The sequence below is a fragment of the Pedobacter sandarakinus genome, assembly GCF_026240095.1.
In the GTDB taxonomy this organism is placed as follows: Bacteria; Bacteroidota; Bacteroidia; order Sphingobacteriales; family Sphingobacteriaceae; genus Pedobacter; species Pedobacter sandarakinus.
The window spans coordinates 1-15,524 of sequence record NZ_JAPIVG010000007.1; the positions used below are offsets into that span (position 1 = coordinate 1).

Genomic DNA, 15,524 nt, shown 5'->3' on the forward strand with positions numbered 1-15,524 from the left:
TGGCGCGACTGGCGCAACCGGTGCAGTAGGTCCACAAGGTGGTATTGGGTTAATTGAAGATGGCAATAACACCACAGTTAGTGGATCTGGTGTAACTGGTAATGCTTACAAGGTAAATGTAGCTACCGCAAATGGTACAACCATTGGAGTCGTTAAGGAAGCTGCTACAAATCCGACAGTGTCTGTAAATAATGGTGAACTTTCAGTGAATACGGCGACCCTAGGCAAGAATATTAGTACCACCAATGGCGCTATAGCACTTACCGGTAACACAGGCGCTACATTAACAGATGTAACGCTTGCAGTGAAAGCCAACAATGGTTTAGCCGTTGCTAACGATAACGTTCAGCTGGGTGGCGATCTCACCAAACCAACAGTGATTAACGTAACTACAGGAAACAGTCTAGGTTTAACAGGATTATCTACCGGAACTGCCGGAACAGATAAGGTAATCGTTAGTGATCCTACTACTGGAGTACTAAAAACTATTGATCAATCGACATTAAATGCAAATAATTGGTTACTTAATGGTAATGTGGGTACAAATGCATCAACCAATTTCTTAGGCACAACAGATGCTATAGATTTGATAATTAAAACCAATTCGATCCAAAGAATGCGTGTAACTGCAGACGGTAATATTGATATTCCAAACTCTACGGCAACTACCGCTATAATAACGAAAGGGGGTGCGCCATTTATTCATAATAACGGTGACGAAAGTACAGCGGTTGGTACAAATGCATTGAATTTAGCAGCAACTGGACGTAGAAATGATGCTTTTGGTGTGAGTGCCTTAACCAGCGTAACCTCAGGTATTCAAAATACGGCTATTGGTAGATATACTTTACGCAGTCTTACTATAGGAAATGACAACGTTGCTATGGGTAATAGAACGCTGGAAAATTTGACTGATGGTAGCACTAACATTGCAATCGGACGATCAGTTATGCCTGGTTTAGTTACCGGAACCGGCAATATTTCAATCGGTACTGCTTCAGCTTTACAAATAAAACCCGGAGCTATATCAAATACTGTCATTGGAACACAGGCTGGAGGAAGCACAGGATTCGGTGCAGGGATTGGAAGTGGTAACGTCTTACTGGGTTACAGAGTAGGTTGGGCACATACTGGCGACAACCGTTTAATGATCGACAATAGTGAAACTAATACTCCTTTGCTTGATGGAGATTTCACCACTAGAATACTTACAATAAATAATACCTTAAAGGTTGCAGATTTGGCCACAGGTGCTACTACAACTACGGGTAACCGCCCGGTTGTTGCAGGACCAGATGGTCAGTTGCGCATTGGCACTTCTGCAGCAACAGTAACTGCCGATAACGGATTGACTAAAACCGGTGATAACATTGCACTCGGTGGTATACTAACTCAAGCGACAACCATTACTACAGCTGGTGCCAGTACATTAGCAATCGCGGGTTTACAAGCAGGAACTGTTGGAACAGATAAAGTAATTGTTAGCGATCCAACTACCGGGGTTCTTAAAACGCTAGACCAATCGGCATTTAATAAAACGAATTGGCAACTTACTGGTAATGCAGGTACAGACGAAACAGTTAATTTCTTAGGTACGACAGATGACCAACGATTAATATTTAAAGTCGATAATAAATATGCTGGTTTGGTTGACAGAACAATTACTGGTGCATATTTTACTGCTTTTGGTTATCAGGCGGGAGAGTCGCAGATTACTACAATGCTTGCAGGATTAGGAGGTTATGGATCTCATAATACGGTTTATGGGTACCAAGCTGGAAAGTCGAACATGGGGGTAAGTAATGCCTTTGTAGGTGCAGTAGCTGGTATGAATAATACATCAGGTAGTGATAATGCTTTTTTTGGTGCTGCTGCTGGTAGTTCAAACACCACAGGTCAGGCGAACATTTTTGTGGGTGCATCAGCAGGTATTTCTAATACTACAGGTAATAGAAATGTAGCTATTGGATATATCTCTGGTTTACTAAACGTAACTGGCATTGACAATGTATTTCTCGGAAGCAATGCTGGACGTGCTAGTACTGGAAGTAACAACACCTTTTTAGGCAGTTTCACTGCGGATCAACTTACAAGTGGCAATAGTAACATATTTATCGGTGCATACACTGGCGCTAATGCAACTACTGGCGATAATAACATATTGATGGGATATGGCGTGTCTGGAAACATCTCAGCTACTGCATCTAATCAGTTAAACATCAATAATTGGATTTACGGTAACAGTGGTAATATTGGTCTGGGTAGTTCAGCATCAAACCCAAGTCAGCGTTTAGATGTTGCAAATGGCGCTGTGAGGGTGAGAGATATCAATACGAACACTGGTGGTGGCTCAGATAAAATCGTGGTGGCAGATATTGATGGTGTGTTGAAAACAGTTGATAGATCAACTCTAATTTCCGCCCCTGCCATCCGTACTGAAACTAATAACTACACTGCATTAGCAGCTGATGAAACCATTTTGGTTGATGCCTCGTCAGGTGCTGTAGTAATTACGCTACCAGCTGCAAGTTCAGCTTTAGGGAAAAAGTATAGCGTTAAGAAAATAGATGCGTCATCAAACGGAGTGAATGTAGTCTCAGCGGGAGGTACTATTGATGGCAACGCTGCTGGTACTGGTGTTACAGGCACACTATCATGGCAAGGTTGGGTATTCCAATCGGATGGTACAAATTGGTTCATCATAAGCCGTATATAAAAACTTTAAAAGAGCGTAGGTAAGTTTTTTCTACGCTCTCAATAAATTCAAATCATTTCCATACTTGAGTATACTATTTAAAAGAATGACAAAATACTTGTTTATAATACTTTTCTCAACTCTTTCTATTGCACAAACGAAAGCCCAGCTCGCTGTTGTTAATAGCCAGAAGGTAATTGCAAGCATGAAGGAGTTTGCAAAAATAGATACGTTAGTAAATAGGGAAGCTGCTAGCTACACTGCAGAATATAGCAAAAAGCAAGGTCAATTGGGTAAACTTGTACTATATGCAGATAGTCTACAGAGGTTAGATCCAAAATCATCAACTACGACCAAAGCGATAGCTGATGCACAAACAGCCGATAAGGATCTTAAAGCCTATGTAGAGGTAGCAAATAAAAAAATTGCAGATTATAAGCAATTACTTACAAAACCTTACACTGAGAAGGTAGTGTCTGTTATTAAAGGAGTGGCCTTGCGGGGCAAGTTTATGCAGGTGGTTGATAGCGCTACTACCAACCTACTTTATCTCAATCCTGCTACAGATATCACAGCGCTAGTAATTAAAGAATTAACAGGTAAATAAATATCAACCAGTCTCTTGCCATGAATATTTCATCAATATTAGTTTTAAAAGGTAAACCTAGTGCTTTGAAGGCACTTGCGCTACTATTTATCATCGTACTTTCAAACCGGATAGCAAAAGCGCAGCAGGGCTTTGGTACAAGTAGTCCAGCTCCATCATCGGTAATAGACATGACGGCAACCAATAAGGGTGCCTTATTGCCCAGGGTAGCACTCACTAATACCGCCATCGCTGCGCCAGTAACCTTGCCGGCAAATGCATTAACCGTTTTTAATACAGCGACAACTGGTGATGTAACCCCGGGTTACTATTATTGGAGTACAGCGGATAACAAATGGATACGTGTACTCGACCAATCAAATGTTCACAATGGAGTTGATGGTAAATCAATGTTAAGTGGCACCACTACGCCGTCAAACAGTACAGGAAAGGATGGTGACAGTTATGTCGATACGTCAACCGGTTTGACATATATGAAGTCTGGAAGCACTTGGAGCCCGGATGGCGGCACGCTCAAGGGACCTATTGGTGCTCCTGGCACTGCCGGTGCAGTCGGTCCACAAGGTGCAGTTGGTGCGGCTGGTCCTGCTGGCAATGGTATAACATCAACTGTTAATAACGGGAATGGAACTTTTACCATCACTTATACAGATGGCACAACTTTTACTACATCAGATTTTAGAGGCGCCACTGGGGCAACAGGTCCCGCAGGGGCGACTGGCGGTGTTGGTCCTGCAGGTGCAGTTGGTCCACAAGGTGCAGTTGGTGCAGCTGGTCCTGCTGGCAATGGTATAACATCAACTGTTAATAACGGGAATGGAACTTTTACCATCACTTATACAGATGGCACAACTTTTACTACATCAGATTTTAGAGGCGCTACAGGAGCAACTGGTCCCGCAGGAGCGACTGGTGCAGTTGGTCCTCAAGGCCCCGTTGGCGCAACTGGTGCGGTAGGTCCAGCAGGTGCAGTTGGCCCACAAGGTGCAGTTGGTGCAGCTGGTCCTGCTGGTAATGGTGTAACATCAACCGTTAATAATGGCAATGGAACTTTTACAATCACTTATACGGATGGCACAACTTTTACTACATCAGATTTTAGAGGCGCTACAGGAGCAACTGGTCCCGCAGGAGCGACTGGTGCAGTTGGCCCACAAGGCCCAGTTGGTGCAACTGGTGCGGTAGGCCCACAAGGTGCAGTTGGTGCAGCTGGTCCTGCTGGTAATGGTGTAACATCAACCGTTAATAATGGCAATGGAACTTTTACAATCACTTATACGGATGGCACAACTTTTACTACATCAGATTTTAGAGGCGCTACAGGAGCAACTGGTCCCGCAGGAGCGACTGGTGCAGTTGGCCCACAAGGCCCAGTTGGTGCAACTGGTGCGGTAGGCCCACAAGGTGCAGTTGGTGCAGCTGGTCCTGCTGGTAATGGTGTAACATCAACCGTTAATAATGGCAATGGAACTTTTACAATCACTTATACGGATGGCACAACTTTTACTACATCAGATTTTAGAGGCGCTACAGGAGCAACTGGTCCCGCAGGAGCGACTGGTGCAGTTGGCCCACAAGGCCCAGTTGGTGCAACTGGTGCGGTAGGCCCACAAGGTGCAGTTGGTGCAGCTGGTCCTGCTGGTAATGGTGTAACATCAACCGTTAATAATGGCAATGGAACTTTTACAATCACTTATACGGATGGCACAACTTTTACTACATCAGATTTTAGAGGCGCTACAGGAGCAACTGGTCCCGCAGGAGCGACTGGTGCAGTTGGCCCTCAAGGCCCTGTTGGAACAACTGGGGCGGTAGGTCCAGCAGGTGCAGTCGGCCCACAAGGCCCAGTTGGTGCAACTGGTGCGGTAGGTCCTGCAGGCGCAGTCGGTCCACAAGGCCCTGTTGGTGCAACAGGTGGAGTTGGTCCACAGGGTCCGGTTGGTGCAACAGGCCCTCAAGGCCCGGCAGGAGTTGGAGGAGTTACTACAGCAGGCACGAATATTTCGATTACAGGTGCTGGTACAACTGGTAGTCCTTATGTGGTGAATACGCCTACGTCTACTCTAGTAAACAATGGTAATAGTACTTTTACCTATACGAATGAAGCCAGTGGAACTACTTTAGTTGATATTAAAGCGACCGAAACTACAACCACTTTAGCATTTGATGGTGTAACGAATGCGCTTACTTATTTAAATGAAGATGCAAATAATCCAGTATTAGATTTATCACCGTTGAAGATTGAGCCTTGGAATGTATTTGGCGGCAGCGTAAAGGCTACTTCGAACACTGACCAAATATATACGCTTGGTACATGGGTGGGTATAGGCACGAGTTCAAAATCTTCTTTCGCCGATGAAGCCTTGCGTGTAAATGGTAAAATCAGAACAGTATCCTCGGTTTATGCGGATTATGTATTTGAGGATTATTTCAAAGGATTTTCTACTCTCAATGCGAAATACAAGTTCAAATCACTCAAAGAAACAGAAGCATTTATCAAAGCCAATAACCACTTGCCTGGCATCACTCCTATCACTGAATTAGAGAAAACCGACAAGGGATATTCTTACGATCTTTCTGAGCTTACAATTCAAAATCTCGAAAAGGTTGAAGAGCTTTTCCTTCATGTTATCGATCAACAGAAGCAGCTTGATGCCAAAGATAAAGAAATTTTTAAACTCAAAGAAGCATTAAAGCTTCAGCAGGATAGAACGGAAAGCAGACTTAAAAAGCTTGAACAATTGCTTAACAAATAGTTGAAAGTTAATCGTCTTATGAAAAAAGCAATAATATTGGCCTTATCTATTTGTGCTTCAATACAGGCGCTGGCCCAAACTGGAATCGGTACGGGCTCGCCCTTAAGTACGTTGCATAATACTGGCTCTTTCGCTGGAAATTATGTAAATCCTGGGGTAACCTATACTTTAGACAATGATTATGTAGTTGATTTTACGGCTTCGACTGCAAATACTGTTTATACCTTGCCATCTATTTCAGAAGGCAATGCCGCGGGCAGAAATGGACGAACTTATCTTATACGCAATGGGGCAGTTGGATCTAATGCAATCACTGTCAAAGCATCAGGCAGTGAAACGATCAATTCTGGCACAGCTAACTCAAATACCATTCTGCTTTACCCTGGTCATGCCGTTACTATTATCAGAAATGCAACGCCACCAGGCGGTACAAATAACACCTGGAACATATTAAGCTACTCTGATTTAGGGGGGGTGCTTGATGTTTCTGGAAAGACGGTATCAGGTACGTATGGTTTCGGAGTACCAGCATCTTCATCGACCAATTCACCCGCTAGCGCAAGTACAATGTTTGGGGCTTTTGGTAATAAACTTTTATCTAATGATTTTAATATTCAATCGCCTAGAACTGTGACATTTACCTTCAGAGCTGGAATAGATGATTCATCCAGTGATCAAAGTTCTCATCCGATCGTTCACTTTTATTTGGAGATATATAACACGATAACAAACGCAGTTGTTGCAGGTTCTGGGCCAAATTCTTCACTTGGCACAGTTGTCGAAATGATATCTGGTCAGAATACATCTTTTACACTCATGGACGACATTGCCTTGCCTGCAGGAACCTACAATGCAAGAATGAAAGTTTATTACGTTAGCAATTTCCCAACGCAAAATGGAAATTTCCATTTTGTCTCTTATTCAATGGACCCTAGTTATCTAAGATAGAATGAAAAATATACTTTTAGTACTGTCGCTTATTTTTTTGTCAGTGGTTTCATTTGCCCAAACTGGGATAAATGTTCAAACTCCATTAAGTACATTACACAATGGTGGATCTTACGCTGGTAAATATTTAAGTAATCCTGGAACCACCTATACACTAGGTGACGATTATATAGTAGATTATAATGACAATATAGCAGGAACGGTCTATACCCTTCCTTCTATCTCTGAAGGTACGTCTTTAAATAGAAATGGTAGAGTATATTTTATCAGGAATGGTAGTGCCAGTAATACTCTAACAATTCGAGGTTCAGGAAGTGAAACCCTAAATGATGGTCAAGTAAGCAGTAATAGCTATTTTTTGTCTGCAAAAAGATCGATTATGGTGGTTAGAAACGCAACTGTTTCGGGGGGTACAAACAATACTTGGGCTATCGTTGACGTAGCCGACATCCAGCCGCTATCAAAGACCTATCTGAGAACTGTAAAAAATACAGCAGGACCTACAGTTGCAATGGGAGGGAGAGGAGCTTCTGAGGTAACCTTTTTATCGAGTACCGGTAATACTGATCTTTTTGATACCGATTTAATTGTTCCTACTTCAAAGAAAGTACAATTTACATTTGTTACTGGCATTAATGAATATAGCACCTCTACCACTCAGCCTTACCTCAATTACTTCCTTGAACTGTATGATACAACTACGGGTAATGCTGTAGCAGGAACTGGACAGGGAACGCAACTTTCTATTCAAGTGGAAATGGTAGGTGGCGAGCAAGCTAACTTTACTTTGGTTGACGAGATTGACTTACCTGCCGGAACCTATAATGCCAGACTGAAGTCAAACTTTGGTGCTGGAGGTCCAGCCCTCACATTGGGTTTCATTTCATATTCCATTATAGCATCTTATTCAAACTAAAATGAGAACAACATTTTTCATATTATCACTGGTTATTTGTTTTTGTTTAAAGGGATATACACAAACAGGTACTGGCACAGGCACAGCATTAAGCACGTTACATAATGCCGGATCATTTGCTGGAAATTATAAAGTAAATCCTGGAATTGCGTATACACTTGGTGATGATTATATAGTGGATTACACTAATAATGTAGCAAATACAACTTACACTTTGCCATCCATATCTGCTGGAACCGCAGCTAATAGAAATGGGAGGATTTACTTCATTAGGAATGCCAGTTCAAGTAATTCTTTGACAGTTATAACAAGTTCGTCAGAGCTAATTAATACCAGCAATTCAGCCGTTAGTTCGCTATCACTTAATCCAGGTTGGTCACTTGTAGTTGTAAGAAATGCTGATCCTACAGGCGGAACTACCTGGCATGTGCTAAATTATGGGCCAATTGCTGGTTCGTCCAGTTTCCCTTCAACTACTTATATCAGAAAGTTTTATAGATCCCCGGGAATTGTAACCAATACAGTGGCCTTAGGTATCGCAACAAATAGCCTTGCAACTGCCCAAACACTTAACAAGACCTCAACTGGCGTCAGCAATATTAAAAATCTATTAGATGCCGATATGATAATCACTACGCCAACATTGACGACTATCCGTTTTACGGCTGCAATTGATGATATCTCAACGAATTCTGTAGCAACACCCATTGTAACTTACGACCTTGAAATATTTGATACAATAACAGGGGTAGTTGTTACCGGAACAGGAGACGGAACTTTATTTGGTCCGACGATGCAATTACATGGTTCATGGTATGCAAACTTTACCATATCCGGTTCATTGACGCTACCTCCTGGCAGGTATAACGCTAGATTGAAAGCTTATGAGATTGCCAACGCGGCAAACATAAACTTAGCCTTTACTTCTTATGGATTTGTTGCGTCTTACGCAAACTAGTAGTAAAAAAACAAATGCCGACTTGTAAATGCACATAGGTCAGAATCACGTATTAGTTGTCGGATGAGAAGCTTCCGGTATTATCTAAACGTACATGTGGATGGTTTAAATTTAAGAACGAACTGATTTAAGAACGAACTGAAAAATAATATGAAGAGGTTACTAACACTGCTTTTTATCGGGCTTTTTGCCTATACCGCCTACGGGCAGTCTGCTACTTATATTAATGGCCCAATTGATATAAATGCAGGCGTACCATTAACCTGGTATGGGGACGTAACTTTTGGCCCTAATGCAGTTGTGTATATTGAAGATGGTGCAACAGCGCTTTTCTATGGCAAAAACATGGTCGTAGACCCGGCTGCAAAATTTATCTCTTTACCAGGCAATAGTCAAACAGGTACGGGTGTGATAGTGTTTAGGGGAAATAATCCGCTCTATGCAGGCTACCCATTGCAACAAACCTTAAATGGTGGTTATAGTTCTGGGATTAATCCATCACTTCCAAATATAGAAATAGATAATGCAGATGGACTTTCATTAACAGGGAATACTAGGGTCACCAATACGATTGGCTTCAAATCCGGCCACCTCATCTTAAACAATTTCAATATCGTTCTGGATGATGACGCTTTGTTTAATGGATATGATGTAAGCAAGCATGTTGTAACAAATGGTTCTGGTAATATAGTGAAAGAAAATCTAGGATCAGGGGCCTCATTTTTATTCCCAGTTAGTATTGCTGGACTCGATTATACCCCCGTAACCCTTACCAATCAGGCGGCAATTAGAAATATTAATGTACAAGTTAAAAATTATGCAAGTAGTGCTGCCCTGGAAACAACTCTTGCCAACAAAGGTATGGACAGAACTTGGCAAATCAGCAGTAATCTTGCAGGTGCTGCTAATCTAACCTTGCAGCATAACTCGGCAACCAACACAAACGGAACTGGTACCAATGAAAGCTTATTTAATAATGCGCTGGCCTTTGTGAGCCAACAATTGACACCTGGGATATGGTCTCAATCGTGCAGCGGCACCAATGGCGGTAGCCCAATTAGTATCAATACCGGCAATAATCTGCTGATTCCCGGTGCTGTTGGGGGCAAGTGCTTTCTTTACCAAAACTACTGTAAACTGTACCGATTTGATGGTTACAAAAACTGTTAATAACGCAACGCCAACCGTGGGTAATAACCTCATTTTCTCGATAGTTGTAAAAAATAACGGACCTGCAACTGCAAGCAACGTTCAGATTTTGGATTTACTACCATCCGGTTATACCTATGTAAGCGGAACTGCAACAGCTGGCGCTTATAATTCGCTAACCGGGGTTTGGACAGTTGGAAACTTGGCAAATGGTGTAAGTGAGACCTTATCAATCACAGCTATTGTAAATGCAAGTGGTTCATATGCGAATACAGCTACTGTAAGTGGTAGTGAAACAGATCCCGATCCTTCAAATAATACATCAACAGTAACACCGGTACCTGGAGTGCTCCAAGCTAATTTAGGGGTAATAAAAACAGCAAGTACACTGACACCAACTATTGGCAATAACGTTGTATTTACAATTGCCGCTAACAACGCCGGACCAAATAATGCCACAAACGTAAAAATAACTGATCTTTTGCAGACTGGTTATACCTACGTAAGTTCAACAGTATCTACCGGTATTTACGATCCAGTGTCAGGGGTGTGGACGATTGGCACATTTGCAAATGGATCAACAGCAACCATGACTATAACCGCCAAGGTAAATGCTACAGGTCCATATAGCAATACAGCAGTGATAGCAGGAGCAGAACTCGATCCTGTACCTGGGAATAACTCTTCAACCATTACGCTCAATCCCAATGCCGCGATGGTAGATTTGAGTATTGTTAAGAGCGTATCAGCAGCGATAGCATCAATTGGTGAAGAATTTGATTACACCATCGAAGTTAGAAATACGAGCGCAAATTTGGCGACTGGAGTAGTGGTTGCAGATATATTACCTGCAGGTTTAAGCTTCGTCTCTTCATCAACAAATTATGGAACAGCGAGCTACAATTCTTCTACCAGAGATTTGAATTGGACTTTAGGCAATTTATCTGCTGGAGCATCTGTAACCTTAACCTTCAAAGTTAAAACCGATAATGAGGGGGTTGTAATAAATACCGCCACAGTAACTAGCAAAGAGCAAGACGTGAACTTAGCAAATAACACCTCGTCCGTAAGTAAAGAGATATTTGGTCTACGTATGCCGAATGTTATTACGCCAGATGGAGATGGTAAAAACGATGCTTTAAAAATACTTGGATTAATGGCCTACCCAGAGAATTCACTATCAGTTTTCAACAGATGGGGTAATGAGGTGTTCCGAAGCAATGGACCTTACCAAGAGAATTGGAGTGGCGAAGGGCTAAATGAAGGTACATATTACTTTAACCTAAGATTGAAAGATAAAACTGGAAAGTGGCAAACCTTTGTGAGGTGGGTTACTTTGCTAAGAAATTAGAAAAGGCGTTTCAAACATCCCAATTGCATTCAAAATATATGTAAGTAAGATGATGTAAAAAAACTTAAAATGAAAAAGGCACTTATATTATTTACTTTATTGCTAGTAACTTGTGCAGTTAAGGCACAGCAAGACGCACAATATAGTCAGTATATGTTTAATGGCATATACATCAACCCTGCCTATGCGGGTTATAAAGAGGAACTAAACCTCCATAGTTTTTACCGCAATCAATGGGTTGGCATTAAGGGTTCTCCAAAGAACATGTCTCTGGCTATAGATGCAACCGCGAATGATGGAAATGTTGGTTTGGCCTTTCAGGTATCGTCTGACAAGCTAGGCGCTCAAAGCAGTTTGGCAGCCTATGCTAATTATGCTTATAGAATCAGGGTTGGAAATGATGAAAGTACTAGACTGGCCTTTGGGTTGGGCATTGGGATAATTCAAAACGGACTCAATGGAAGCCTTTTGGATCCCATTGATTTTGGAGACGTAAAAATCCCTGTTGGTATGCAAAATAATTTATTGCCAGATGCCAGGGTTGGTGCTTTCTATTCTACTAGTCGGTGGTATGCCGGTATTTCTGTAGACAATTTAATGGCTCAATACACTGTTAGAAACAATAACGACGTAATCTATTTTCCAACGCCCAAAGCCCATTATTATATTACTGCTGGGCTATTGTTGCCAATTAACGAAGCTGTGCAAATTAAGCCTTCATTTTTACTGAAAGACGACAGAGGTGGGCCAACAAGTTTAGATATTAATGCTTTTGTACTGTTGGGCGAGAGAATTTGGTTAGGAGGTACCTACCGTACCGCCGTTAGCCTTTACAATAAAGCTTACTTACAGAAAGATCTTGATAAAAAAAATGCGATCGTTGCAATGACCGAAATCTTTGCCAGTCCAAAACTTAGGATAGGCTATGCGTTCGACTACACGATTAGCAGTCTATTAGGATACAATGGTGGTTCTCATGAAATATCTGTTGGCTTTTATCTTAAGCCAAAGAATGTGAGAATGTTGACCCCACGATATTTCTAGAAATCATTAGAGTTAACTAAAACATTCGAACCATCAAAGTAAAAACCTATGATGAAAAAATCCGTAAGCATTACCGTAATTGTTGTCTTCATATTAATGTTTGCCCATATTAAGGTGAGCGCCCAGTACGTATTAAAGGAAGCCGATTTACAGTATGAACTATACAATTATAGTAAAGCCGTAGTTTTATATACAGAAGCTTATCAAAAAAAGAAAACCTTGCGTACAGTAGAGCGACTGGCAGACAGTTATCGTTTGATGAGAGATTTCAAACAAGCAGAGAGCTGGTATGCAATCTTAGTTGCGATGGATGGTGCAACACCCGAAGCATATAAATGGTATGCTGAAATGTTAATGAATAATGCTAAATACAGTGAGGCTAAAGAGCAGTTCACAAAATATGCTGCCGCATCAAAGAATTTAACAAATCCTCAAACCGAGCAAATTAAGTTTTGGCAAAACTCATGTGATTCTGCCCTGAAATGGATGAGAAAACCTAATAGGGTTATCCTTACTAATGAGAAAAATTTAAACAGCGCACAATCTGACTGGAGTGCAATACCTTACCAAGACGGTATTTTGTTTAGCTCCGACAGGACAATTTCTGGAATGGGTAAAGCTGGATCTGGAAAGCGTTTTTTAAAATTTGATGGAAGTAATTTGCCTGAGAAGAATGTTTACGGATGGACAGGAAATAGATACTTAAGAATCTACCAGAAATCAAACGATAGTGATAGTATAGCCGTATTTCCGATTAAAGATGCTTCAGAGTATCATATTGCAGCACCAAGTTTTAGTGCGGATGGAAATGAGGTATTTTTTACGCTAACAAAAATCCCTGAAAAAATTGAAAAAGTAAAGGGTTCTCCCGTTACACTAAACATTGCCATTTACAGTAGTAAGAAACAAGGCAATGCTTGGAGTGAGCCGATCTCGTTCCGTTATAACAATATTCAAAAATGGTCGGTGGGAGATCCCTTTTTAAGTCAGGATGGAAAGATTTTGTATTTTGTTTCCGATATGCCAGGTGGCAAGGGAGGTACTGACATTTACTTTTGCAAACGGACTGAAGACAATCAATGGACAGAGGCGGTAAATCTGTCGGCTGTTAATACAAATGGAAACGAACGTAGCCCAATGGTACATAATAATTTCCTTTATTTTTCTACCGATGGTAACATTACAATGGGCGGACTTGACATCTACAAGGCCAAAATGGATGGTAGCAACATAGGTAAAACTGAAAATATGGGCTATCCTATAAATTCACCCCAGGATGATTTTGCCTACCAACCTAAGGGTAAAGCTAAAGGATACCTTGCGTCCAATCGAGATGGTGGGCTTGGAAGTGATGATATTTACAGTTTTATAGAACAACAACAGTTGATTTTTAAATTGGAAGGTACAGTGTTTAATAAAGAAACGAAGTTGCCATTGGTTAACGCTATCGTTGGCCTAAAAAAGGTTGATGGAGTACCGTTAAAGATTCAAACGGATGACAAAGGCCGGTATCAGTTTGATTTAAGTGAAAGTACTGATTATGATATGACAGCGGATAAGACAAATTTTAGAAATGCTACAGACCAACTAACCACGAAGAATTTAGATGTTTCAAAGGTTATTAGGAAAGATTTCTACTTGGATTCTATTATCATTGCTAAACCTATTAGGCTGGAAAATATCTATTATGACTTTGATAAGTTTAACATTAGACCGGATGCGGCAAAAGAGTTAGATAAGTTAGTTAAAATTTTAAAAGAGAACCCAACCATTTGGATTGAACTAGGATCTCATACTGACAGTAGAGGAAATGACGATTATAACCAAAAGTTATCTCAAAACAGGGCAAATTCTGCAGTGAGATATATTGTTAGCAGGGGAATTGATAAGTCTAGAATTACAGCAAAAGGTTATGGTGAAAGTATGTTACTAAACCGTTGCGAAAATGGAGTTAAGTGTAGTAAGGAAGAGCACCAGTTGAATAGACGCACGGAATTTAAGATTGTTAAACAGTAGTTACTTTTTTACATGATTAGAAGGCTTGTCAAATGAAATTTGATAAGCCTTCTTTTTGTTAAAGCCTTTTTTTACATCCTGCCGATTGAATTGAATAGCTGAACCAAGAATTTGTACATGTTTGATGGCCTACTTGAACACCGTAGGTTCTTTGTTAGAATACATATTGTGGCGAACATGAATTATGAAGAAAATTGATAATTCTTTGTACATATTTTATGCATTCAAAATAGAAACTACAAACATTGGTGCCTATCCGCTTAGCCTGTACTTTTGCTTGGATACATTAGAAGGCATTATCGATCATAGGACCATGCTTGAAGCCATCTAAACCCGATATTCGCGAAAAGCTGCCGATTTTTCATCGGCACTTGAAGCATTAGCGGGGCCGAACCATACCAAAGTATTGCTGCAATTGCTTTCCAAGAAAAAAATCGGCTAATAGCTTAGTGGCTCGGTTGAGTGAACCAAGTGGCGATTTATCTTTGCTGAAAATTTTACAACTTGCTAATGTTCAAATAAAACCGACGAGATAGATTGGAAAATTTTTATGTTAAGCCCTTGATTTTAAGAAATAATTGTTCTACTTTTGCAGTCCGTTTTATGGGCTACCTGTAAGGATGCCGGGGGAGCGGTAAATTATTAAATAAAAAACATAAAAAAGCACAATGCCAACCATTCAACAATTAGTTAGAAAAGGTAGAGTAGCACTGGAGTTCAAGAGTAAGTCTCCAGCGTTGGACAGCTGTCCACAGCGAAGAGGTGTATGTACACGTGTGTACACCACTACCCCTAAAAAACCAAACTCAGCAATGCGTAAAGTAGCCCGTGTTCGTTTAACGAACGGTAAAGAGGTTAATGCTTACATTCCTGGAGAAGGTCACAACTTACAAGAGCACTCTATCGTATTGATTCGTGGTGGTCGTGTTAAAGATTTACCAGGTGTGCGTTACCACATTATTCGTGGTGCATTAGATACATCAGGCGTAGCTGGTCGTAACCAACGTCGTTCTAAATATGGTACTAAACGTCCTAAACCAGGTCAAGCAGCTGCTGCACCTGCAAAAGGAAAGAAAAAATAATC

General features: G+C 41.0%; 11 protein-coding genes. All 11 read left to right on the forward strand.

Annotated features, from left to right (window positions below; translation table 11 throughout):
• The coding region (locus OQ268_RS16475; protein ID WP_407674017.1) for a beta strand repeat-containing protein at positions 1-2,716 on the forward strand (2,716 nt) is incomplete at its 5' end.
• An 85-nt stretch (positions 2,717-2,801) separates the two neighbouring features.
• Positions 2,802-3,302 carry an OmpH family outer membrane protein gene (locus OQ268_RS16480; protein ID WP_265857760.1) on the forward strand — a complete coding sequence of 167 codons (501 nt, stop codon included), beginning with the start codon at positions 2,802-2,804 and terminating at the stop codon, positions 3,300-3,302.
• A gap of 20 nt (positions 3,303-3,322) precedes the next feature.
• A complete protein-coding gene (locus tag OQ268_RS16485; protein WP_265857762.1) occupies positions 3,323-6,058 on the forward strand; it encodes a collagen-like domain-containing protein in 2,736 nt (911 codons plus the stop codon).
• Positions 6,059-6,076: 18 nt separating this feature from the next.
• Entirely contained in the window at positions 6,077-7,006 is a 930-nt protein-coding gene (locus tag OQ268_RS16490) for a hypothetical protein (protein WP_265857764.1), read from the forward strand.
• A 1-nt stretch (position 7,007) separates the two neighbouring features.
• Positions 7,008-7,922 (forward strand): hypothetical protein, encoded by a 915-nt coding sequence (locus OQ268_RS16495; protein ID WP_265857766.1) that lies wholly within the window; start codon positions 7,008-7,010, stop codon positions 7,920-7,922.
• Position 7,923: 1 nt separating this feature from the next.
• Positions 7,924-8,880 carry a hypothetical protein gene (locus tag OQ268_RS16500; RefSeq protein ID WP_265857768.1) on the forward strand — a complete coding sequence of 319 codons (957 nt, stop codon included), beginning with the start codon at positions 7,924-7,926 and terminating at the stop codon, positions 8,878-8,880.
• 150 nt (positions 8,881-9,030) lie between these two features.
• Positions 9,031-10,050: a hypothetical protein gene (locus tag OQ268_RS16505; protein WP_265857769.1), complete on the forward strand. Its 1,020-nt coding sequence runs from the start codon at positions 9,031-9,033 to the stop codon at positions 10,048-10,050.
• Positions 10,031-11,380 carry a T9SS type B sorting domain-containing protein gene (locus OQ268_RS16510; RefSeq protein ID WP_265857771.1) on the forward strand — a complete coding sequence of 450 codons (1,350 nt, stop codon included), beginning with the start codon at positions 10,031-10,033 and terminating at the stop codon, positions 11,378-11,380. The genes OQ268_RS16505 and OQ268_RS16510 overlap by 20 nt, the downstream gene beginning before the upstream one ends.
• A 69-nt stretch (positions 11,381-11,449) precedes the next feature.
• Entirely contained in the window at positions 11,450-12,424 is a 975-nt protein-coding gene (locus OQ268_RS16515; protein ID WP_265857772.1) for a PorP/SprF family type IX secretion system membrane protein, read from the forward strand.
• A gap of 48 nt (positions 12,425-12,472) precedes the next feature.
• On the forward strand, positions 12,473-14,440 hold the full coding sequence (locus tag OQ268_RS16520; protein ID WP_265857774.1) for an OmpA family protein: 1,968 nt from the start codon (positions 12,473-12,475) through the stop codon (positions 14,438-14,440).
• Positions 14,441-15,108: 668 nt separating this feature from the next.
• Positions 15,109-15,522, forward strand: a complete 414-nt coding sequence (gene rpsL, locus OQ268_RS16525; protein WP_010599925.1) for a 30S ribosomal protein S12 — start codon at positions 15,109-15,111, stop codon at positions 15,520-15,522.
• Positions 15,523-15,524: the final 2 nt, after the last annotated feature.